General features: G+C 53.2%; 24 protein-coding genes and 1 tRNA gene. 10 read left to right on the top strand and 15 right to left on the bottom strand.

Annotated elements, in window-relative coordinates; all coding sequences use genetic code 11:
- Nucleotides 1-47 precede the first annotated feature (47 nt).
- The 5 genes from sspB to zapE form a co-directional block, all read right to left on the bottom strand.
- Complete coding sequence (gene sspB / locus VH86_RS03520; protein WP_034826642.1) at nt 48-530, bottom strand: ClpXP protease specificity-enhancing factor; 483 nt, start codon at nt 528-530, stop codon at nt 48-50.
- A gap of 3 nt (nt 531-533) precedes the next feature.
- A complete protein-coding gene (gene sspA, locus VH86_RS03515) occupies nt 534-1175 on the bottom strand; it encodes a stringent starvation protein SspA (protein WP_034826645.1) in 642 nt (213 codons plus the stop codon).
- Between the two features lie 327 nt (nt 1176-1502).
- Nucleotides 1503-1895 (bottom strand): 30S ribosomal protein S9, encoded by a 393-nt coding sequence (rpsI, locus tag VH86_RS03510; protein ID WP_034826648.1) that lies wholly within the window; start codon nt 1893-1895, stop codon nt 1503-1505.
- A gap of 15 nt (nt 1896-1910) precedes the next feature.
- Nucleotides 1911-2339 (bottom strand): 50S ribosomal protein L13, encoded by a 429-nt coding sequence (rplM, locus tag VH86_RS03505; RefSeq protein WP_038649517.1) that lies wholly within the window; start codon nt 2337-2339, stop codon nt 1911-1913.
- Between the two features lie 239 nt (nt 2340-2578).
- Entirely contained in the window at nt 2579-3706 is a 1128-nt protein-coding gene (gene zapE / locus VH86_RS03500; protein ID WP_038649520.1) for a cell division protein ZapE, read from the bottom strand.
- A gap of 184 nt (nt 3707-3890) precedes the next feature.
- Between zapE and zapG the strand changes: the two genes are divergently transcribed.
- From zapG to degS, 3 genes are all read left to right on the top strand, one after another.
- Nucleotides 3891-4295, top strand: coding sequence for a Z-ring associated protein ZapG (zapG, locus tag VH86_RS03495; RefSeq protein WP_034826655.1), 405 nt, complete (start codon nt 3891-3893; stop codon nt 4293-4295).
- 111 nt (nt 4296-4406) lie between these two features.
- Entirely contained in the window at nt 4407-5777 is a 1371-nt protein-coding gene (degQ, locus tag VH86_RS03490) for a serine endoprotease DegQ (RefSeq protein WP_045831898.1), read from the top strand.
- Nucleotides 5778-5863: 86 nt separating this feature from the next.
- A complete protein-coding gene (gene degS, locus VH86_RS03485; protein ID WP_038649525.1) occupies nt 5864-6943 on the top strand; it encodes an outer membrane-stress sensor serine endopeptidase DegS in 1080 nt (359 codons plus the stop codon).
- 67 nt (nt 6944-7010) lie between these two features.
- Here the strand turns inward: degS and epmA are convergent, their stop codons facing one another.
- From epmA to efp, 4 genes are all read right to left on the bottom strand, one after another.
- Nucleotides 7011-7988, bottom strand: a complete 978-nt coding sequence (gene epmA, locus VH86_RS03480; RefSeq protein WP_038649528.1) for an elongation factor P--(R)-beta-lysine ligase — start codon at nt 7986-7988, stop codon at nt 7011-7013.
- 159 nt (nt 7989-8147) lie between these two features.
- Nucleotides 8148-8282 (bottom strand): entericidin A/B family lipoprotein, encoded by a 135-nt coding sequence (locus VH86_RS03475; RefSeq protein WP_038649531.1) that lies wholly within the window; start codon nt 8280-8282, stop codon nt 8148-8150.
- A gap of 104 nt (nt 8283-8386) precedes the next feature.
- Nucleotides 8387-8521, bottom strand: coding sequence for an entericidin A/B family lipoprotein (locus tag VH86_RS03470; RefSeq protein ID WP_034826667.1), 135 nt, complete (start codon nt 8519-8521; stop codon nt 8387-8389).
- Nucleotides 8522-8577: 56 nt separating this feature from the next.
- Nucleotides 8578-9144, bottom strand: a complete 567-nt coding sequence (efp, locus tag VH86_RS03465; protein WP_034826669.1) for an elongation factor P — start codon at nt 9142-9144, stop codon at nt 8578-8580.
- A 41-nt stretch (nt 9145-9185) separates the two neighbouring features.
- On the opposite strand from efp, the gene epmB reads away from it, so the two are divergent.
- A complete protein-coding gene (gene epmB, locus VH86_RS03460; protein WP_045831897.1) occupies nt 9186-10214 on the top strand; it encodes an EF-P beta-lysylation protein EpmB in 1029 nt (342 codons plus the stop codon).
- Nucleotides 10215-10284: 70 nt separating this feature from the next.
- On the opposite strand, the gene VH86_RS03455 is transcribed toward epmB, so the two are convergent.
- The 4 genes from VH86_RS03455 to VH86_RS03440 all read right to left on the bottom strand — a co-directional run bounded on the left by VH86_RS03455 (nt 10285) and on the right by VH86_RS03440 (nt 13595).
- Nucleotides 10285-10632 carry a DUF4156 domain-containing protein gene (locus tag VH86_RS03455; RefSeq protein WP_034826674.1) on the bottom strand — a complete coding sequence of 116 codons (348 nt, stop codon included), beginning with the start codon at nt 10630-10632 and terminating at the stop codon, nt 10285-10287.
- Between the two features lie 323 nt (nt 10633-10955).
- Entirely contained in the window at nt 10956-12608 is a 1653-nt protein-coding gene (gene groL / locus VH86_RS03450; protein WP_045831896.1) for a chaperonin GroEL, read from the bottom strand.
- Nucleotides 12609-12653: 45 nt separating this feature from the next.
- Nucleotides 12654-12947 (bottom strand): co-chaperone GroES, encoded by a 294-nt coding sequence (locus VH86_RS03445; RefSeq protein WP_021507766.1) that lies wholly within the window; start codon nt 12945-12947, stop codon nt 12654-12656.
- A 195-nt stretch (nt 12948-13142) separates the two neighbouring features.
- A complete protein-coding gene (locus VH86_RS03440; RefSeq protein ID WP_045831895.1) occupies nt 13143-13595 on the bottom strand; it encodes an FxsA family protein in 453 nt (150 codons plus the stop codon).
- A 375-nt stretch (nt 13596-13970) separates the two neighbouring features.
- Here VH86_RS03440 and aspA point away from each other — a divergent pair, with 375 nt between their 5' ends.
- The 6 genes from aspA to VH86_RS03410 all read left to right on the top strand — a co-directional run bounded on the left by aspA (nt 13971) and on the right by VH86_RS03410 (nt 20168).
- Nucleotides 13971-15407 (top strand): aspartate ammonia-lyase, encoded by a 1437-nt coding sequence (aspA, locus tag VH86_RS03435; protein WP_007886584.1) that lies wholly within the window; start codon nt 13971-13973, stop codon nt 15405-15407.
- Nucleotides 15408-15524: 117 nt separating this feature from the next.
- Nucleotides 15525-16826 carry an anaerobic C4-dicarboxylate transporter gene (locus VH86_RS03430; RefSeq protein WP_038649549.1) on the top strand — a complete coding sequence of 434 codons (1302 nt, stop codon included), beginning with the start codon at nt 15525-15527 and terminating at the stop codon, nt 16824-16826.
- An 83-nt stretch (nt 16827-16909) separates the two neighbouring features.
- Nucleotides 16910-18610 carry a protein-disulfide reductase DsbD gene (locus tag VH86_RS03425; protein WP_045831894.1) on the top strand — a complete coding sequence of 567 codons (1701 nt, stop codon included), beginning with the start codon at nt 16910-16912 and terminating at the stop codon, nt 18608-18610.
- Between the two features lie 66 nt (nt 18611-18676).
- Nucleotides 18677-19255, top strand: coding sequence for a transcriptional regulator (locus tag VH86_RS03420; RefSeq protein WP_045831893.1), 579 nt, complete (start codon nt 18677-18679; stop codon nt 19253-19255).
- Nucleotides 19256-19508: 253 nt separating this feature from the next.
- Nucleotides 19509-19584 (top strand) — tRNA-Phe (locus tag VH86_RS03415).
- Between the two features lie 254 nt (nt 19585-19838).
- Nucleotides 19839-20168 carry a helix-turn-helix domain-containing protein gene (locus tag VH86_RS03410; RefSeq protein ID WP_045831892.1) on the top strand — a complete coding sequence of 110 codons (330 nt, stop codon included), beginning with the start codon at nt 19839-19841 and terminating at the stop codon, nt 20166-20168.
- 195 nt (nt 20169-20363) lie between these two features.
- Here VH86_RS03410 and VH86_RS03405 read toward each other — a convergent pair whose 3' ends face one another.
- Nucleotides 20364-20663, bottom strand: a complete 300-nt coding sequence (locus tag VH86_RS03405; RefSeq protein ID WP_034826692.1) for a helix-turn-helix domain-containing protein — start codon at nt 20661-20663, stop codon at nt 20364-20366.
- The gene (locus VH86_RS03400; RefSeq protein WP_034826694.1) at nt 20656-21015 is read right to left on the bottom strand and encodes a type II toxin-antitoxin system RelE/ParE family toxin; all 360 of its coding nucleotides are present in this window, start codon (nt 21013-21015) and stop codon (nt 20656-20658) included. Before VH86_RS03400 ends, VH86_RS03405 begins: the two co-directional genes overlap by 8 nt.
- Between the last annotated feature and the right edge of the window lie 285 nt (nt 21016-21300).

Here is a 21300-nt window from a genome sequence, read left to right as displayed (position 1 = left end):
AACTGACTGGCATTAGGCCAATTGGCCCGTTTCTTATTTCATGCGATTTACTTCACCACGCGTAATGAAGGGCGCCCACCACGCGGTGGCGGTTCATCATCCGGTGAGTGATCGTTATCAGCAGCATCGTCGGGACGATCGCCATCAATCACTGACATCATCGTCTCTTCCTGGCCTTCCTGTTCGTTGGTTTCCAGCTCGTAAGCCGGTTCCGGTTCGAACATGGTACCTGCACCGTTTTCACGTGCGTAGATGGCCAGCACAGCGGCCATTGGCACAGAAACCTGGCGCGGCACGCCGCCAAAGCGCGCATTGAAACGCACTTCGTCATTGGCGAGGTCGAGGTTACCGACAGCGCGCGGCGCAATGTTCAGAACGATCTGGCCATCACGCGCATACTCCAGCGGCACCTGCACACCAGGCAGATTGATGTCGACCACCAGATGCGGCGTTAACTGGTTGTCGAGCAGCCAGTCATAAAACGCACGCAGCAGATACGGACGACGAGCCGTTAGTTGCGACATTTCCATACATTAGCCCCGGGCTTGCAGGCGCATTTCACGTTCCGCTTCCGTTAATGAAGCGAGGAAAGAGTCACGTTCAAATACGCGTGTCATGTAGCCTTTCAGCTCTTTAGAACCGGCACCAACCAGTTCAACGCCCATTTGCGGCAGGCGCCACAGCAGCGGTGCCAGGTAGCAATCAACCAGGCTGAACTCTTCGCTCATGAAGAACGGCGTGCGAGAGAACAGCGGGGCAATCGCCAGCAGCTCTTCACGCAGTTGTTTGCGTGCAGCATCGGCTTCAGCATTGTTACCGGTTTCGATAGCACGCATCAGCGTGTACCAGTCCTGCTCGATGCGGTGCATCATCAGGCGGCTTTCACCACGGGCAACCGGATAAACAGGCATCAGCGGTGGATGCGGGAAACGCTCATCCAGGTATTCCATGATGATGCGTGATTCATACAACGTCAGTTCACGGTCGACCAGCGTTGGTACAGTGCGATACGGGTTGAGGTCAATCAGATCCTGCGGCAGGTTATCCGTTTCAACCTGCTCGATCTCCACGCTGACGCCCTTTTCAGCCAGTACAATACGTACTTGATGGCTAAAAATGTCAGTCGGACCAGAAAACAGCGTCATTACCGAACGTTTGTTGGCAGCGACAGCCATGAAAACCTCCAAGTTTGTTCACAAAAAGATACTGCGAATAGCCAACCACGCGGCGACTCACCTGCTCATCAGATTCGCACACAGCCAACGTCAGTGGCGCTTTTCCGTCGTCCCGACAGAAGTAACGCGCACAACGCTCCGGCTTGCGGGCGCAAAGTGTCAGTGAGTTTACCAGATTTTAAGCAGCTTGTGGGGCAGGGATAATGATTTGCGGGCAAAATGCGGGTAAAGCTCGCGTTTTTAGCGTGAAAAATCGTGAATGGCGGCAATAAAAAACCCGCCGAAGCGGGTTTTTTGAGCAAATTGTGTCTGCCGAAGCAGCAACAATTAACGCTTAGAGAACTGCGGACGACGACGTGCTTTACGCAGGCCGACTTTCTTACGTTCAACTTCACGTGCGTCACGGGTAACGAAGCCCGCTTTACGCAGTTCAGGACGCAGAGACTCGTCGTATTCCATCAGAGCGCGTGTGATACCGTGACGGATCGCACCAGCCTGACCAGAAATACCACCACCTTTAACAGTGATGTACAGGTCAAATTTACCAACCATATCAACCAGCTCCAGCGGCTGACGCACGACCATGCGTGCAGTCTCGCGACCGAAGTATTGCTCCAGTGAGCGCTGGTTAATTACGATGTTACCGCTACCCGGCTTGATGAAGACGCGAGCGGCAGAGCTTTTGCGGCGACCAGTGCCGTAGTTTTGAGTTTCAGCCATTGCCTATAATCCCGATTAAATGTCAAGAACTTGCGGTTGCTGCGCCGCGTGAGTGTGCTCGTTGCCTGCGTAAACTTTCAGTTTACGGTACATAGCACGACCCAGTGGGCCTTTCGGCAGCATGCCTTTAACCGCGATTTCAATCACACGCTCAGGACGGCGCTCGATCATCTCTGCAAAGGTCGCTTGCTTGATACCACCGATGTGGCCAGTGTGGTGATAGTAAATCTTGTCATTACGCTTGTTGCCGGTTACAGCAACTTTCTCAGCGTTCAGAACGATGATGTAATCACCGGTATCAACGTGCGGAGTGTATTCCGCTTTGTGCTTACCACGCAGACGGCGCGCCAGTTCAGTCGCCAGGCGACCCAAGGTTTTGCCCGTTGCGTCAACAACATACCAGTCACGCTGTACGGTTTCTGGTTTAGCTGTAAAAGTTTTCATTGAAAAGCTTACCCAAATAAAAAGTTACACGTTGGTGAAATCCCAAACGCTAAGTAAACGATTGAGGCTCACACGACCATTTTGCCCAGCAAGCCACCCCTTCAAGTGAGTTACCGGATCACATCGAGTTCTTGGGAAAGAAAACCGATGCTGTAACGTGGGGTCGCAAGATTATAGAGAAGTCGAACTCAAAGATCGAACCTTTTTGCATCGAAATCCTGCGATTTTTGCCCACGTCATCAGGGCAGATGCGGCAGACGCAAATACTCTTCGCTTTGCATCTCCTGCAAACGCGACAAGCAGCGTTGATACTCAAACTTCAGGCGCGTGCCCTGATAAATTTCAAACAATGACGTTTCGGCCGCCACCACCAGTTTCACGTGGCGCTCGTAGAATTCATCGACCAGCGCCAGGAAGCGGCGTGCCTGATCTTCCGTCTTGTAAATCATCACCGGCACATCATACAGCAATACGCTGTGGAAGCGGCGTGATAGCTCGATGTAGTCATGCTGGCTACGCCCGGTGCCGCACAGCGTGAGGAAATCGATCGCCAGCACACCTTCGTTAACGCCCAGCGTTGGCATCTCACGATGGTTAATATCCAGCACGGGGGCATCTTCACGCGGCTTACCTGAAAGCGCGCGGAACATGCGCTCCATTTCGGCATGCGTGTCCTCATTGAGCGGGAAATTCCACAGATGGGCTGACGTGAGGGTACGCAAGCGATAGTCGATACCTGCATCGACGTTCATCACATCACAATGACGTTTGATCTGCTCGATGGCGGGCAGAAAACGCGGGCGCTGCAGGCCATTGCGATAGAGATCGTCAGGCGGAATATTGGAAGTCGCCACCAGCGCAATGCCTCGATCAAACAGCGCTTGCATCAGCGTACCCAACAGCATCGCATCCGTAATGTCTGAAACGAAGAATTCGTCGAAGCAGAGAATATCGGTCTCCGCTTTAAAGCGGTCGGCCACGATCAGCAGCGGATCGCTATGGCCTTGTAACTGCGTCAGTTCTTCATGGACGCGCAGCATAAAGCGGTGAAAATGCAGACGAAGTTTGCGGTCGCCAGGAATAGACTGAAAAAACAAATCCATTACCCAGGTTTTACCGCGACCCACGCCGCCCCACATATACAGCCCGCGCACCGGGGCTTCGCTGCTGCTTTTCTCTTTACCCATCAGCTTTGACAGGCGGCCAAACAGCCCTTTCGCCGCAGGTTCCTGCGAGGGCTTGCGGGCAATCAATCCTTGCTGGATAGCATCTAAACGGGTAATGGCTTCACGTTGTACATCATCCGGGCGGAACTCGCCCTGTGACAGCGCCTGCTCATAGCGGGCAAGCGGAGATGAGGTTTGCATGGTTCTCTCAGAATCCCTGAAAAAGTCCGATTCACGGGTCGGTTGGCGAAAATTAGGCCGCTCTACAGTAAGCGATGCAGCCCGATAGTTCCACTTCCATAAGATTATTGGTTATAGTGGCTGCTATTGAAGTGGAAACAGAAGCAATGCCCTACGAAGCAACGGAAATTACACGGGAGTCATTATGACCTGGGAATACGGGCTGATTGGTTTAGTGATTGGCATTATTGTCGGCGCAGTCGTCATGCGTTTTGGCAACAAGAAGCTGCGTGAGCAGCGAAGCATGCAGTACGAACTGGAAAAATCGAAGGCTGAGCTGGCAGATTATCGCGAAGAGCTCACCAACCACTTTGCGCGCAGCGCAGAATTGCTGGACAACATGGCACATGACTACCGCCAGCTGTATCAGCATATGGCGAAGGGTTCGAATGACCTGCTGCCAAATCTGCCGGGCGAAAAAAATCCGTTTGCTTATCAGTTAACGGAAGCCGAAGCGGACAACGATCAGGCACCGGTGCAAATGCCGCGTGATTACTCTGATGGCGCATCGGGTTTGCTGCGTGGTAGCGACCGTACTCCGCGTAAATAATCCTTTTGGGGCACAGCTTAGCTGTGCCCTTTTTGTTTTCCGAACACTTACGCCAAACTACTGTCACACTTTCTATCCCCTTTCTTCTTTCGCAGCGAGAGCGTTGTAGCAATGAAAAAACAAGCACGACTGTTAAGCGCATTAGCCTTGAGTATTGGGATGAGTCTGGCGGCAACGCCTGGCGCGATGGCGACGCTGCCCGCACAGGTGCAGGGACAAGCACTGCCGAGTCTGGCACCCATGCTGGAAAAAGTTCTGCCCGCGGTCGTTAGCGTGCATGTTGAAGGCACCGACAGCGGCCAGCAGGCACAGGATATTCCTGAACCGCTGAAGCGCTTCTTTGGCCAGGCACCGGGACAATCCCAGCCGCAACCGTTTGAGGGCCTTGGTTCAGGTGTCATCATTGATGCGGCTAAAGGTTACATTCTCACCAACAATCACGTGGTAAACGGTGCCGATAAAATCAGCGTCCAGCTCAGCGATGGCAATGAATATGATGCCAAGCTGATTGGCCATGATGAGCAAACCGATATCGCGCTGATTCAGGTTGCAGGCGCTAAAAATCTGACGCAGGTAAAAATCGCCGACTCCGACTCACTGAAAGTGGGCGATTTTGCCGTGGCTATCGGTAACCCCTTCGGTCTTGGCCAAACGGCCACCTCCGGCATCATTTCGGCGTTGGGTCGCAGTGGTTTGAACCTTGAAGGTCTGGAAAACTTCATCCAGACCGATGCAGCGATCAACCGGGGTAACTCTGGCGGTGCGCTGGTAAACCTGAATGGCGAGTTGATCGGTATTAACACCGCGATTCTGGCCTCCAGCGGCGGCAACATCGGTATCGGCTTCGCGATCCCCAGCAATATGGCAATGAACCTCGCACAGCAGCTGATTCAGTCTGGTGAAGTGAAGCGTGGTCAGTTGGGCATTAAAGGCACCGAAATGACGCCTGACATCGCCAAAGCTTTTAACGTTGACGCACAGCGCGGTGCCTTTGTTTCTGAAGTGCTGCCTAACTCGGCGGCGCAGAAAGCGGGCATTAAAGCGGGCGACATCATCACCTCCATCAATGACAAAGCGATCACCAGCTTTGCCGAACTGCGCGTAAAAGTGGGCACCACCCCACCAGGTCAGCAGGTGAAAATTGGTCTGCTGCGTGAAGGCAAACCGGTGACCGTGACCGTGACGCTGGAACAGAGCGCGCAAACCACCGCCAGCGCCCAGCTGATGTCTCCGGCGTTACAAGGTGCCACCTTGAGCGATGGTGCCTCTAAAGCCGGTGATAAAGGCGTGAAAGTGGATGCCATCGAAAAAGGCACGCCAGCGGAGCAGGCAGGTTTGCAGAAAGATGATGTGATTGTCGGTGTGAACCGCGATCGCGTGACCTCGCTGGCTGAAATGCGCAAAGCGCTGGAAAGTAAACCCGCGATCCTGGCACTGAACGTGGTGCGTGGCGACGAGAGCATTTACTTACTTATGCGATAATCCTCGCAACAGGCGGACAAGCAGGTGTTTGTCCGCCTTTCTCATGTTATTCTGCCCAGCGATCCCACCTTTCCTGAAATAACACCATGTTTCTTAAACTTTTGCGTTCTGTGGTGATGGGCCTGATCGTAGCGGGTTTGCTGCTGGTTGCGATTCCTGCGCTGCGTATGAGCAGCAACGTCACCTTTGATCATGACAACAGTGATGATGAATCCCCCGTGAGTTTCAATCAGGGGGTGCGCCGCGCTGTGCCTGCGGTGGTCAACGTCTACAACCGCAGTGCCCATGGCAACAACAATCGCGGTATCACCACGCTGGGTTCTGGCGTGATCATGAACGTGAAAGGCTACATTCTCACGAACAAGCATGTGATTAATAACGCCGACCAGATCATCGTGGCATTGCAGGATGGCCGCTTCTTTGAAGCCACTTTAGTGGGTTCAGATGCGATGACCGATTTAGCGGTGCTGAAGATCAGCGCCACTAACCTGCCGGTGATTCCGATTAACGCGAACCGTATCGCACATATCGGCGATGTGGTGATGGCGATTGGTAACCCCTACAACCTTGGGCAGACCGTCACTCAGGGCATTATCAGTGCCACCGGGCGCGTGGGCTTGAGCTCATCGGGTCGTCAAAATTTCCTGCAGACCGATGCATCCATCAATCAGGGCAACTCAGGCGGTGCGCTGATTAACTCGCTCGGCGAACTGATGGGCATTAACACCCTGACATTTGATAAAAGCAATGATGGCGAAACGCCGGAAGGGATTGGCTTTGCGATTCCAACCGCGTTGGCAACCAAGATCATGGATAAATTGATTCGTGACGGTCGGGTCATTCGTGGCTATATCGGCATCACCGGCCGTGAGCTGCCGCCGCTACACGGTCAGGGCAGCAGTCTGGATCGTGCACAGGGTATTATCGTCAGTGAGGTTACGCCAGGCGGGCCAGCCGATCAGGCAGGGATTCAAGCCAATGATGTGCTTTTACAGGTGAACGGCAAACCGGCGCTGTCGGCGCAAGAAACCATGGATCAGGTCGCCGAGATTCGTCCAGGATCGGTGATTCAGGTGCAGGTTCTGCGTAACGAACAGAAGATGATGCTGCCGGTCACTATTCAGGAGTTTCCAGAGGCACCTGCCGCTCCCACGACACAGCAGTAACGATGAAATGAACAGCGGCGCAATATGCGCCGCTGTTGTCTGAAACACCCTGCCCGAGCAATAATGATCAGCTGCGATCCACCGGGAAAGCAATCACGTCGCTTAATGCATTGGCTTTCAACGCCAGCATAATCAAACGATCCACACCCAACGCCACACCTGAACAAGCAGGCATGCCATGTGCCAGCGCATCCAGCAGGTTGGTATCAATTGGATGCTGCGGTAGGCCACGCGCTGCACGGCGACGATTATCCTGCTCAAAGCGCTGACGCTGTTCGCGGCTATCGGTTAACTCGCGGAAGCCGTTAGCCAGCTCCACGCCTTTGTAATACACCTCGAAGCGCTCCGCGACGCGATGATCCTCAGTGCTGATTTCGGCCAATGCCGCCTGACTGGCCGGGAAGTGATACACGAAGCACGGTTTGTCATTACCAATCTTCGGTTCAACACCCAGCATAAACAGCAGCTGCAACAAAGTATCGCGGTCTTCTTCACGATTCGCCAGTTCACCCTCACCCAACTTCGTCGCAGCTTCACGCAGCTGCGTTTTATCCGCTGACAAAGGATCAAGTTCCAGATGGCGAATAAACGCCTGCTGATACGATAAAGATTCGGCGCTATCGCACTCCAGCACCTGCTGCATCAGGTCATCGACTTCATTCATCAGGCGATACATATCATAGTGAGGACGATACCACTCCAGCATGGTGAACTCTGGATTATGATGACGACCTGCCTCCTCATTACGGAAGCAACGCCCCATCTGATAGATCGGGCCACTGCCCGCCGCCAGCAGGCGCTTCATATGATATTCCGGGCTGGTCATCAGCCACAGATCGCGCCCTTCCGCTGCGCCTGGACCCACAAAGCGCGTCTGGAATGGGACCAGATGGATATCCGTGATGGTCGCCTGGCTCATTGCCGGGGTATCGACCTCCAGCACGCCGCGATCGGCAAAGAAACGACGAATCTCCGCCAAAATAGCGGCGCGTTTCAACAAATTGGCAATGGGTGCGCTCGGCTGCCAGCTTGCCGTTTCGCTCATGTTGGTGACTCCTTATACAGATAAGGGGGAGAAGTCTACCCGTATTGGCTACGGCAAACAACGGCGTGACGGGATCGAAGGCGTTCGCGGTGCTTTTTCAGACAAAGAAAGAGGGAGTCAGGAAATCCGGTACGAAATCGGGTTTCGCACCGGTTTGGATCACTGTGCGCTGCGCTGAATCGCTTTGCCACCGGCCTGAACGTCCTCGCCAACACCACGGGTGGTGTTGCAGGCGGTCAACACAGAGGAAAGCACCAGAACAGAAAGAATCGCGACAATACTTTTCTTTAACATAGCCATATCCTTGTTGGTTGCAATAAAAGTACAGCCATTCAAGCATAGACCTTATACACGACCTTGCTGGCTAAGCCGCTGAGAAAAGGCGGCGCCCTCGCAATTTATTTATCCGCTGCGCGTGAAATGGCACCGCCCAAATGGGAGACGTCTTCACCAAAGCCGTGGAAAGTGTTGCAGGCACTTAAAGCAGAAGAGACCAGCAACGCAAAAACAGCCAATTTCGCCATCTTTTTCATTATTCTGAACTCATAAAGGAAAAAAGGCGCATCGAGTGATGCGCCTGATTTGGCAATTATTTTACGCGCGAAACGTATTCGCCAGAGCGGGTGTCAACTTTAACCACTTCGCCAATCTGCACGAACAGTGGAACTTTGATCACTGCGCCAGTAGACAGGGTCGCTGGCTTGCCGCCGGTACCGGCAGTATCACCTTTCAGACCTGGATCTGTTTCGATGACTTCTGCTTCGATGAAGTTCGGTGGCTGAACAGCGATCGCTTTATCGTTCCACAGGGTAACGATACAATCCGCATTGTCCTGCAACCATTTGGTCACGTCGTCCAGCACTTTAGATTCGATCTGATACTGCTCGAAAGACTCTGGGTGCATGAAGTAATAGAAGTCGCCGTCGTTGTAAGAGTACTGCAGCGTCATATCACGAACGTCTGCGCCTTCGGCAGAGTCGGTAGATTTGAAGGTCTTCTCAACGCGAGAACCGGTCAGCAGACGACGCATTTTAACGCGTGCAAATGCCTGGCCTTTACCCGGTTTAACGAACTCACTGGCTTCGATGGCATATGGCTCGCCTTCGAACATGATTTTAAGACCGGGACGGAAATCGTTGCTAAGATAAGTCGCCATAAAGGCCCTCTGTAAATATTGAACTGGTAATAGCCAAAAAAATGGCAAACATTGTAACCCTAAATCCCCCCATCAGAGAAGATTGGTTGCAGCAACTTGCTGATGTTGTCACCGATCCTACTGAATTACTGCAACTTTTATCTCTCGAACAGCATGCGGATCTGGCCGCAGGCAACGATGCGCGCAAGCTTTTTGCGCTGCGCGTGCCGCGTGCCTTTATTCAGCGCATGACGCCAGGCGATGCAAACGACCCCCTTTTGCTGCAGGTGGTGACCAGCCGTCAGGAGTTTGTTGATGCGCCAGGTTACAGCACTGACCCGCTGGATGAGCAAAGTAGCGTGGTGCCCGGTTTATTGCATAAGTATCGCAACCGTGCGTTGTTGCTGGTGAAAGGTGGCTGTGCGGTTAACTGCCGCTACTGCTTCCGTCGCCATTTCCCCTATCAGGATAATCAGGGCAATAAGCGCAACTGGCAGGCGGCGATTGATTACATCGCTGAGCATCCAGAGCTGGATGAGATTATCTTCTCGGGTGGCGATCCGCTAATGGCCAAAGACCATGAGCTGGCGTGGCTGGTCGGCGCGCTGGAGAAAATCCCGCACCTGAAGCGTCTGCGCATTCATAGCCGCCTCCCGGTAGTGATCCCCGCACGCATTACCGAAGGGTTATGCCAGATTCTGGCCGAAACGCGCCTGCAAGTGCTGATGGTGAGCCATATCAACCACGCGCAAGAGATTGACGATGAGCTGCACTACGGCATGCAGATGCTAAAACGTGCGGGCGTCACTTTACTTAATCAAAGCGTGCTGCTGCGCGGTATCAATGATGATGCACAAGTGCTGGCTAACCTGAGCAACGCGCTGTTTGATGCCGGCATTCTGCCCTATTATCTGCACGTGCTGGATAAAGTACAGGGCGCGGCGCATTTCTTTGTGTCGGATGATGAAGCCCGTGCGCTAGTGCGCCAACTGCTGACGATGGTATCGGGTTATATGGTGCCGAAGCTGGCGCGCGAGATTGGTGGTGAGCCGAGCAAAACACCGCTGGATTTACAGCTACGTCAGGGATAACCGCCGCGCGAGACATTGCGCCCACAAAAAAAGCCGCATCAGCGGCTTTTTTTACATCTCTTTCATGCCATTACGGGCACTTATACACCTGACCAGACATTTTGCTGTCAAGCGGTGCGAAAGCAGAGAGCAGGTTCTGCGTTGGGCTGGTTGCACCGTAAATCACGTTGCCACCCATCTCTGCCGCGCGGTTACGCAGGTCATTGGCTGCGCCACGCAAAGAACTGCCTTCACCGCCTGATCCGCTCAACCAGTTGCTCTGTGAGCCAGTGACATTGCCCAGCAGCTGACATTGGCTTCCAGGCTGTTGGTCAACGAAAGTGACACGCTGTCCGCCGGAACTCAGTTGATTGGAGCTGCTGCAGCCCGCTAGCAGTAAAGTCCCTACCGCCAGTCCGAGCAAGAGGTTAATCCGCATTGTAATCCCCATTTATTATCATCAGTGTCGGGCGGCAGCGTAGCAGAAAAGCGCACTTTTTTTCTGAACATTCATTGCCACCTACCCTAAATAGTTCCAGGTGCAGAAAGGCGGCAAGGGCATGAATCCCCAAGAGCTTACTCCAGTAAGTGACTGGGGTGAATGTACGCAGCCAACGCATCTGCAGCTGGAAATATGACGGGTATAACCCCGCAAAGCCGAAGTATTGCGCTCATACTTATACCTTGTTCGCCACCAAAAGAAAAACCCCCGACCGTTTCCGATCGAGGGTTTTTCACATGATTTAAGCAGTCAGGGGCAAATTACATCATGCCGCCCATTCCGCCCATGCCACCCATGCCGCCAGCGCCACCTAAATCAGGAGCATCGCCTTTAGGCAGGTCGGTCACCATCGCTTCGGTGGTGATCATCAGGCCCGCAACAGAAGACGCGTACTGCAGCGCAGAACGGGTCACTTTGGTTGGGTCCAGGATACCGAAGTCGAGCATGTTGCCGTACTCTTCAGTCTGTGCGTTATAGCCGTAGTTGCCGTCGCCCGCTTTCACGTTGTTAGCAACAACGGATGGCTCTTCACCGGCGTTAGAAACGATCTGACGCAGAGGTGCTTCCATTGCGCGCAGCGCAACTTTGATACCCACGTTCTGATCTTCGTTCTGACCTTTCAGGCCAGAAGCAGCGATTTTCGCTGCAACGCGAACCAGTGCAACACCACCACCAGCAACCACGCCTTCTTCAACCGCAGCACGGGTAGCGTGCAGGGCATCTTCAACGCGTGCTTTCTTCTCTTTCATTTCAACTTCAGTGGCTGCGCCCACTTTCAGAACGGCTACGCCGCCGGCCAGTTTCGCTACGCGCTCCTGCAGTTTTTCTTTGTCGTAATCAGAAGTGGCTTCTTCGATCTGCTGACGGATCTGAGTAACACGGCCCTGGATTGCGCCCTGATCGCCCACACCATCGATGATGGTAGAAGTATCTTTGTTGATCACAACACGCTTAGCCTGACCCAGGTCTTCCAGAGTCGCTTTTTCCAGCTCCATACCGATCTCTTCAGAGATTACGGTACCGCCGGTCAGGATTGCGATATCCTGCAGCATTGCTTTACGACGGTCGCCGAAGCCAGGTGCTTTAACCGCAGCGACTTTCACGATACCGCGCATGGTGTTAACTACCAGTGTTGCCAGTGCTTCGCCTTCAACATCTTCAGCGATGATCAGCAGTGGCTTACCGGCTTTCGCAACCGCTTCCAGTACTGGCAGCAGTTCACGGATATTAGAGATCTTCTTGTCAGCCAGCAGGATAAACGGTGCATCCAGTTCGATTGCGCCGGTTTCTGGCTTGTTGATGAAGTAGGGAGACAGGTAGCCACGGTCGAACTGCATACCTTCAACCACGTCCAGCTCGTCTTGCAGGCCGGTGCCTTCTTCAACGGTGATAACGCCTTCTTTGCCAACTTTATCCATCGCTTTAGCAATCAGAGTACCTACTGACTCATCAGAGTTAGCAGAGATGGTACCAACCTGAGCAATGGCTTTGGTATCCTGGCAAGGAACAGACAGCGCTTTCAGCTCTTCAACGGCTGCAGCAACGGCTTTATCGATACCGCGCTTCAGGTCCATTGGGTTCATGCCAGCCGCAACAGCTTTCAGGCCTTCGTTCACGATAGACTGAGCCAGAACGGTTGCAGTGGTGGTGCCGTCGCCCGCAGCGTCGTTCGCTTTAGAGGCCACTTCTTTCACCATCTGTGCACCCATGTTTTCGAACTTGTCTTCCAGCTCGATTTCACGCGCAACAGAAACACCATCTTTGGTGATGGTCGGTGCACCAAAAGATTTATCCAGAACCACGTTACGGCCTTTCGGGCCCAGGGTAACTTTTACTGCATCTGCCAGTACGTTCACGCCACGCAGCATTTTTACGCGCGCGTCATTACCGAATTTTACGTCTTTAGCTGCCATTTCAAATATCCCTTAAATTCGTTTCGTTCAGTGAATTACGCGTAATTACGCTTCGACAATCGCCAGGATGTCGCTTTCAGAGATGATCAGAACTTCTTCGTTGTCGATCTTCTCAGTTTTGGCGCCGTAGCCTTCGCTGAAGATAACCAGATCGCCAACTTTCACGTCCAGCGGCTTAACATCGCCGTTTTCCAGGATGCGGCCATTACCCACAGCCAGAACTTCACCACGAGTTGATTTGCCAGCTGCAGAGCCGGTCAGAACGATACCGCCAGCAGATTTAGCTTCAACTTCTTTACGCTTGACGATAACGCGATCGTGCAACGGACGAATTTTCATTTGGTAGCTCTCCTTTGAGAAATCCAATCATTCAGTTTTTTGGGTTGAGCCGGACTGCATGGCTTCCGGCCTCGTGGAGAGAGAGATAGGGTCACTAAAAAGGGCTTTCAAGGGGCAAAAAATAAAAAATTTTCGTTTTTGTAACCATTGACGAAAAAGACAGCAAAAAGGGCGACTCTCGCCGCCCTTCTCTTCTTAACGATCTTTATCGTGCCCGATTTGATCCTGATCTTTACGCTCGTATTCACCATCCATGGTATAGCCACTGTCCGGCCCTGCGCCGGGTCCGCGCCACACACGCAGATGCGGCATTAATTTCAGCGTCAGATGCTTCTGCACCGGAGGCAGCAGCAGCAACAAACCGAAGAAGTCAGTAAAGAAGCCCGGTAACAGCAGTAAGAAGCCCGAAATGATCAGCGAAACGCTTTTGGTCATCTCCGCCGCTGGGCTTTCATTGCGCGCCAGCTTCTCCTGCATCAGACGGAAGTTCTTCATACCCTGGTTCTTCACCAGCGACACACCGATGCACGAGGTGAAGATCACCAGTAGCATGGTGAGCAGCACGCCGAGGGCATGTGCAACCTGAATGAAAATTGAGATCTCAATCCAGGCCAGAACAAAAAAAATCACGAACGGTATCCAGCGCACCGATATCTCCTGTGAGTAGGGCTGCCTCGCTTCTTGCCAGGCAGCAGAAAGGGATGGTCTGTCTGACCGTATTGATAGAGATGGGCATCTCAACCCGTGATTTCAACCGATCCTGCCAAATTTTTCCCACTGACTTAAAATTGCGAACTACATCACATATCGTTATTACCGCTGGGCCAGTAAATGCCCGTAAAGTGATCTGTGCACAAACAATTCTGTAACAACAGAATATGATCGTGCCCGCCAGCCCGAAGATGGATAATATGTCGGCACTGGTATTCCACGACAATATAATTGCTTCACCTGCACAGTGATTGTCGCCCGACCATCCCGGTCGCCCGGCAGTGACACCGCAGAAATAATAAGAAGGTAATCATGGCGAACAACATTCGTATCGAAGAAGACCTGTTAGGCATGCGCGAAGTCCCGGCAGACGCTTACTACGGTGTTCATACTCTGCGTGCGATTGAAAACTTCTACATTAGTAACAACAAAATCAGTGACATACCGGAGTTTGTCCGCGGTATGGTGATGGTGAAAAAAGCAGCCGCGCTCGCCAACAAAGAGCTGCAAACAATCCCTCGCAACATCGCAAACACCATTATTCAGGCCTGTGATGAAGTGCTGAATAACGGTAAATGCATGGATCAGTTCCCGGTTGACGTCTACCAAGGCGGCGCGGGTACCTCGGTTAACATGAACACCAATGAAGTGCTGGCGAACATCGGCCTGGAGCTGATGGGCCACCAGAAAGGTGAATACCAGTACCTTAACCCGAACGATCACGTGAACAAGTGTCAGTCCACCAACGACGCTTATCCTACCGGCTTCCGTATCGCGGTTTACGCCTCCATCCTGAAATTGCTGGATGGCATTAGCCAACTGAGCGAAGGCTTCCAGCGTAAAGCGGTCGAGTTCGAAAATATCCTTAAGATGGGTCGTACCCAGCTTCAGGATGCGGTACCGATGACGCTGGGCCAGGAGTTCCACGCGTTTAACGTGCTGCTGAATGAAGAAACCCGCAGCATTCTGCGCACGGCTGAACTGCTACTGGAAGTAAACCTGGGCGCCACGGCAATCGGGACTCGCCTCAACACGCCGGATGGCTACCAGCAACTGGCGGTTCAGCGTCTGGCGGAAGTCAGTAATCTGCCAGTGGTACCTGCAGAAGACCTGATTGAAGCGACGTCCGACTGCGGTGCTTACGTGATGGTGCACTCCGCGCTGAAACGTCTGGCGGTGAAACTGTCGAAGATCTGTAACGACCTGCGCCTGCTCTCTTCCGGGCCACGTGCGGGTCTGAACGAAATCAACCTGCCAGAACTGCAGGCCGGTTCGTCAATCATGCCAGCCAAAGTGAACCCGGTCGTGCCAGAAGTGGTGAACCAGGTGTGCTTCAAGGTTATCGGCAACGACATTACCGTGACCATGGCGTCCGAAGCGGGTCAGCTGCAGCTGAACGTGATGGAACCGGTGATTGGCCAGGCGCTGTTCGAATCGATCAGCATTCTGACCAACGCCTGCTTCAACCTGCTGGAAAAATGCGTCAACGGCATCACGGCTAACAAAGCCGTATGTGAAGCTTACGTGTTCAACTCCATCGGTATCGTCACTTATCTCAACCCGTATATCGGCCACCATAATGGCGATATCGTCGGCAAGATTTGTGCGGAAACCGGTAAGAGCGTGCGTGAAGTGGTGCTGGAGCGCGGGTTGCTCACCGAAGCGGAACTGGATGACATCTTCTCGATTCAGAACCTGATGCATCCGACCTACAAAGCCAAACGCTACACCGACGAAAACGAACAGTAATCCGTTCCGGATCAAGTCGCAAAAAAGCACGCTTGTATACACTACGGCGTGCTTTTTTCTTATTGGCGGCTACAACTTTAAGAGTCAGGATCTCCCCCCGACTCAGGAGCGGAACGAATGGTGGTAGTGGAATTACTGATTGTCCTGCTGGCAATCTGGCTTGGTGCGCGTTTAGGCGGCATTGGGATTGGATTTGCTGGCGGTTTAGGTGTGCTGGTGCTAACGCTGTTCTGCGGCATGAAACCGGGTGCGATTCCTTTTGATGTGATCGAAATTATTATGGCGGTGATCGCCGCGATAGCCGCCATGCAGATTGCGGGCGGGCTCGATTACATGGTCGGCCTGGCGGAACGCCTGCTACGCCGCCATCCACGCTACGTCACCTTCCTCGCGCCACTCGTCACCTATGTAATGACGCTGCTGGCAGGTACCGGACACACTGCGTTCTCGACGCTCCCCGTCATCGCCGAAGTGGCTAAAGAGCAAGGTGTACGCCCTTCACGCCCACTGTCGATTGCGGTGGTCGCCTCACAAATCGCCATTACCGCTTCACCGCTTTCTGCGGCGGTGGTGTTCTTCGCCTCAATTCTTGAACCGCGCGGCGTCAGCTATCTGGCGCTGCTGGGCGTATCGATCCCAGCCACGATGGCCGCGATATTCTGTGCCGCCGTGATCACCAGCTTTCTCGGTAAAGAGTTAAAGGATGATGAGGTTTACCAGGCGCGGCTCGCCAAAGGCGAAGTCACCCTGCGAGGCGAGCGCGTTTATGAGATTAAACCCGGAGCCAAGCGTGCCGTGCTGCTGTTCCTGATCGGCATCGCAGCGGTGGTGCTCTACGCCACGGCCATCAGCGACAGCGTTGGGCTAATCAGCAACCCAGTGCTGCCTCGTAACGAAGCGATTGTGGTGTTTATGCTCACCGTTGCCACACTGATTTGCCTAACCTGCAAAGTCGATACTGGCGAAATCCTCAGCGCCAGTACTTTCAAATCCGGCATGAGTGCCTGTATCTGCGTGATGGGCGTGGCATGGCTGGGCGATACCTTTGTCAAAGCCCACCTGGCGGACATCCAGACTGCAGCAGGCGATATGTTGCAGAGCTACCCGTGGATGCTGGCGTTGATATTGTTCTTCGCTGCTACCCTGCTCTATTCACAGGCAGCGACCACCAAGGCGTTGATGCCTGCGGCACTGATGCTCGGCGTTTCCCCGCTGGCCGCCGTCGCCTCCTTTGCCGCGGTTTCGGCACTGTTCGTGTTGCCGACCTATCCCACCTTATTGGCCGCAGTAGAAATGGATGACACCGGTTCGACCCGAATCGGCAAGTTTGTGTTTAATCACTCCTTTATCATTCCCGGCGTGTTGGCGATTGCCTTCTCCGTGGCGTTTGGCTTCCTGTTTGGGAGCCTGATTCTGTAGCGCCGTTACATCCTGAAAACCTCGTGGCGAGGCGGCCGTGCTATCATCGCGGCTCATTCGCCACCGGAGCTGATTACATCCTCATGGCTGCACGACTTTCTCGCCTGATGGGCCTTTGCCTCGCAGTGCTGTTTTGCTTTTCAGCACAGGCCAATATCTTCTCACCTAATAATAACAGCCGCTTTGTGCCGGTGGATCAGGCCTTTGGCTTCGATTTCAGCCAGCAGGGCAACCAACTCACACTGAGCTGGAAAGTGAAGGACGGCTATTACCTTTATCGTCAGCAGATTCATGTGACGCCGCAGAAAGCACAGATGGCACCGCTGGCTCTGCCGCCAGGACAGCCGCATGAGGATGAGTTCTTCGGCAAGAGCGAAATCTATCTGCAGGATTTACAGGTGCCGATCACTCTGCATCAGGCTGAGTCCGGTGCCACGCTCACGGTGACCTATCAGGGCTGTGCGGCCGCCGGTTTCTGCTACCCGCCCGAAACCCGCTCAGTGCCGCTCACTCCGGTTGCCGCCAATCACGATGCACCCGCCGTGAACGCGCAGCCTGCGCAACAGCGTACGCCACTGCCGTTTTCACCGCTGTGGGCGCTGCTGATTGGCATCGGCGTCGCCTTCACGCCGTGCGTATTGCCGATGTATCCGCTGATCTCCAGCATCATTCTCGGTGGCCAGCGTCGCTACTCTGCTGGACGCCTGTTTGCGCTGGCGATGGTCTATGTGCAAGGGATGGCGTTGACCTATACCGTGCTCGGCATGGTGGTGGCCGCTGCAGGGTTGCGTTTCCAGGCTGCACTGCAGCATCCATACGTATTAATTGGCCTGTCAGTGCTGTTCATGGTGCTGGCGTTGTCAATGTTTGGCCTGTTCTCACTGCAACTGCCTTCCCGTCTGCAAACACGCCTGACGCTGTGGAGCAACCGTCAGCAAGGCGGTTCATTGCCGGGCGTATTTATGATGGGCGCGCTGGCGGGATTGATCTGCTCGCCCTGCACCACCGCGCCGCTGAGTGCCATTCTGCTGTATATCGCGCAAAGCGGTAACCTGTGGGCCGGTGCGGGCACGCTGTGGTTGTATGCCTTCGGCATGGGCCTGCCGCTGATCGCAGTCACGATGTTTGGTAATAAACTGCTGCCAAAAAGCGGGCCGTGGATGCAAAGCGTCAAAGAAGGTTTTGGCTTTGTGATTCTGGCGCTGCCGGTATTCCTACTGGAGCGGGTCATCGGCGATATCTGGGGCCTGCGTCTGTGGAGCCTGCTCGGCGTGGCCTTCTTTGCCTGGGCGTTCAGCCTCAGCCTGCGTGCTAATGGCAAATGGCGCATTCTGCAAATTGTGATGCTGGCGGCAGCACTGGTGGCCGCACGTCCGTTGCAGGATTGGGCTTTTGGCAGCAGCGCCACTGCGCAATCTGTCGCACATCTGCCGTTCAAAACGGTGGCCAGCAGCGAGCAGCTTGATAACGCATTGCAGCAGGCACAAGGCCGCATCACCATGGTCGATCTCTACGCTGACTGGTGTGTGGCGTGCAAAGAGTTTGAGAAGTACACCTTTAGCGATGAAGCCGTGCGTGCCGATTTAAGTCAGGTACAGTTACTGCAAGCCAATGTCACCGCAAATAATGCACAGGATAACGCCCTGTTGCAGCATTTACAGGTATTAGGCTTGCCCACCATTCTGTTCTTTGATGCGCAAGGCAAAGAGATCCCTGACTCACGCGTCACCGGTTTCCTTAACGCTGCCGACTTCCGCACGCATTTGCACAATTTGTCGCGTTAAACGACACTGGTTGCAGGACACTGCCCGTTCGTGCGCGAGCGGGCCCGCACTCCAGAGGAGAGTCACTTGCAACGTGAACAGATTCTTGAGCATGCGCTGAATGTGCTTGAGCAAAGCGGCCTTGCCGCCACCACTTCCCTGCAGCAACTGGCGGGGGAAACCGGATTAGCACCCGAACATCTTGAACGATATTGGCCCGATCGCGATGCCCTGCTGTATGACGCGCTGCGCTATCACGGTCAGCAGATTGACAGCTGGCGCCGCCAGATACAGCTTAATGAACATCTCACGGCCCAACAAAAACTGCTGGCGCGCTATGACGTGTTATCCGAACACGTGAGCAAAGGACGTTTTCCTGGCTGCCTGTTTATCGCCGCCTGCAGCTTCTATCCGCAGCCTGACCAACCCGTGCATCAGCTTGCCGAGCAGCAGAAACGCAGCTCATGGCAGTTCACTCATGAGATTCTGGTGGATTTGGCACTGGATAACCCGACCATGGTGGCCGATCAAATGGAGCTGATTCTCGAGGGTTGCCTGAGCAAGCTGCTAGTGAAACGCAACGTGCAGGATGTGGCCACCGCGCGTCGTCTGGCAGAGGATGTGCTGAGTATCGCGCTGTGCCGGCAGAACGGGGCACTGGCCTAAACTTTCGCAGGGGGCCCTTAAGCCCGTGCATCATGCAGGTCATGCAGGTCATGCAGGTCACGCAGGTCACGCAGGTCACGCAGGTCACGCAGGTCACGCAGGTCACGCAATCCTGAATACCGCTTTACCACCAGCGGGCACGTTGAGATTTTGCACACCCTGCCTGAAAAGCAAGCAATCAGTCACGATTGCTACGCTTTTTTGACGAAAGCCGTTGACGGCTGAAAGCCATTAGGGTTTAATGCGCCCCGTTGCCCGGATAGCTCAGTCGGTAGAGCAGGGGATTGAAAATCCCCGTGTCCGTGGTTCGATTCCGCGTCCGGGCACCAACATTCTGAAAACCCAGCTTATGGCTGGGTTTTTGCTTTTCTGCGTTTGTCGTTTTCTAAACTTAATCCCTTAGCACCCTCAACTTGATTATGTCCCACTTTAAGGACTTAACTCACCTTAAAACCTCATAAAGTGCAATATAAGGGACTCTATAAAACATCCATTTATCATGACAATTATCCGATAGAGTCCTATAATTTGGACATTAAACGCTTAACCGACGATAAAGTGTCTATATTGGGACTTTAAAGGCATGACTACTCCTTCTGCATCCGCACTGGCTGAAGAAATTGGCCAGCGACTCAAGCAAGCCCGTCTTAATCGTGACTTAACGCAAACGGAGGTTGCTGAGCGCGCAGGTGTTGCACGTAAGTCTGTGCTCAATGCTGAAAAAGGAAAAGTGCCGTTCGATGTCTTTATCGCCATCATGGTAGCGTTGGATCTCACCGAAAAGCTGGAGCTGTTTCTGCCGCGTCAGGAGATATCCCCGATTCAACTTGCAAAGCTGCAGGGTAAACAAAGGCGGAGAGCTTCAGGGCAACGAAAAGATAAACCGCTCAGGGAGGAGAAATCAGAATGGTAATGGAAGTTATCAATGTTACCTATGCACAACAAGAAGTGGGTGCGTTCTGCAAAGCCGCTGTCTTAGATATTTAAACAGCATCAATGAACAGAATCGCATCAAGATAAGCTGCAGGATGCCTCAAGGCATCCTCAAACGACCTGCAACCGAAAATCTTCACCATTCATCCAAATGAAATAGAGAAACTTATTAATGTTAAAGCAGAAAAGTTCGCCCATCGCCCGTAGGTAGTTCAACGTTCAAGCTCAGCTTTCCGCCTAATGCCTCAACATACTTTTTTAGGCTTGAGAGTTTTATATCATCGCCTCGGGCTTCAATAGCTGCTATGGCTGGCTGTGAAACGCCCATTTTCTCGGCTAACTGTACTTGTGAGAGCTCAAGCTCTTCGCGTAAGTGTCGTAATTGAACCTCAATAATTTTATCCGCGACTTTAGCCTTAATTCTCTTCTGTGATTCTGGAGATCGTTGTGCAATGAGTTCTTCCAGTTTAGGCATGTATTATTCCTCTCAAATGCTTGCTGTATTCTTGATCTGCTAATTTGATCATTGATCGGTAAAACCGCTTCTGATTGATCCCCGTTTTGTCCCCTGCACACAAGACGATCCCCTTCCTTCTGGGATCGAATGCGAAGAACGCCCGAACAGGTCTACCATTACTTTGCACGCGCAATTCTTTCATGTTTGCATATTGAGAACCGATGATGGTGTCTACATCAGGCCGCCCTAAATGAGGGCCGAAGATTTTCAACACTTCCAGGCTTGCGAGTACATCTTCAATCATTTCATCATCCTGCGCTTTTAGCCACGCTGCAAAATGCTCCGTTGTATCAACGCTCCAGTTGTTCAAAAGTCCCTCACCTGAACTGTAGTTTATACGCCTTGGATATAAACTAGAAGTTATATTTGAAGCTTACTCTTTTTCAATACCTGAACGCTTAATTGAGTTTCAAATAATGTTGAACTGAGATACATCGCGAATAAAACTGCAAACGGCCTGCAAAGTGCAGTTAGTCATAGGTACCGCCCCTAAAGCTCAGAACCCATGAGCATCATTCATAAGCTCATGCCAATTGCCCCTACAGTCATCAGAGACCTTCCCCGCTATGCTTGCCGCATCACTCATTACTCAAGG

Origin of the sequence: Pantoea sp. BL1, assembly GCF_000963985.1 — a bacterium.
Classification (GTDB): Bacteria; Pseudomonadota; Gammaproteobacteria; order Enterobacterales; family Enterobacteriaceae; genus Pantoea; species Pantoea rwandensis_B.
The sequence above is the reverse complement of the archived record's forward strand: the minus strand, read 5'-3'. Positions and strand labels throughout refer to the sequence as shown.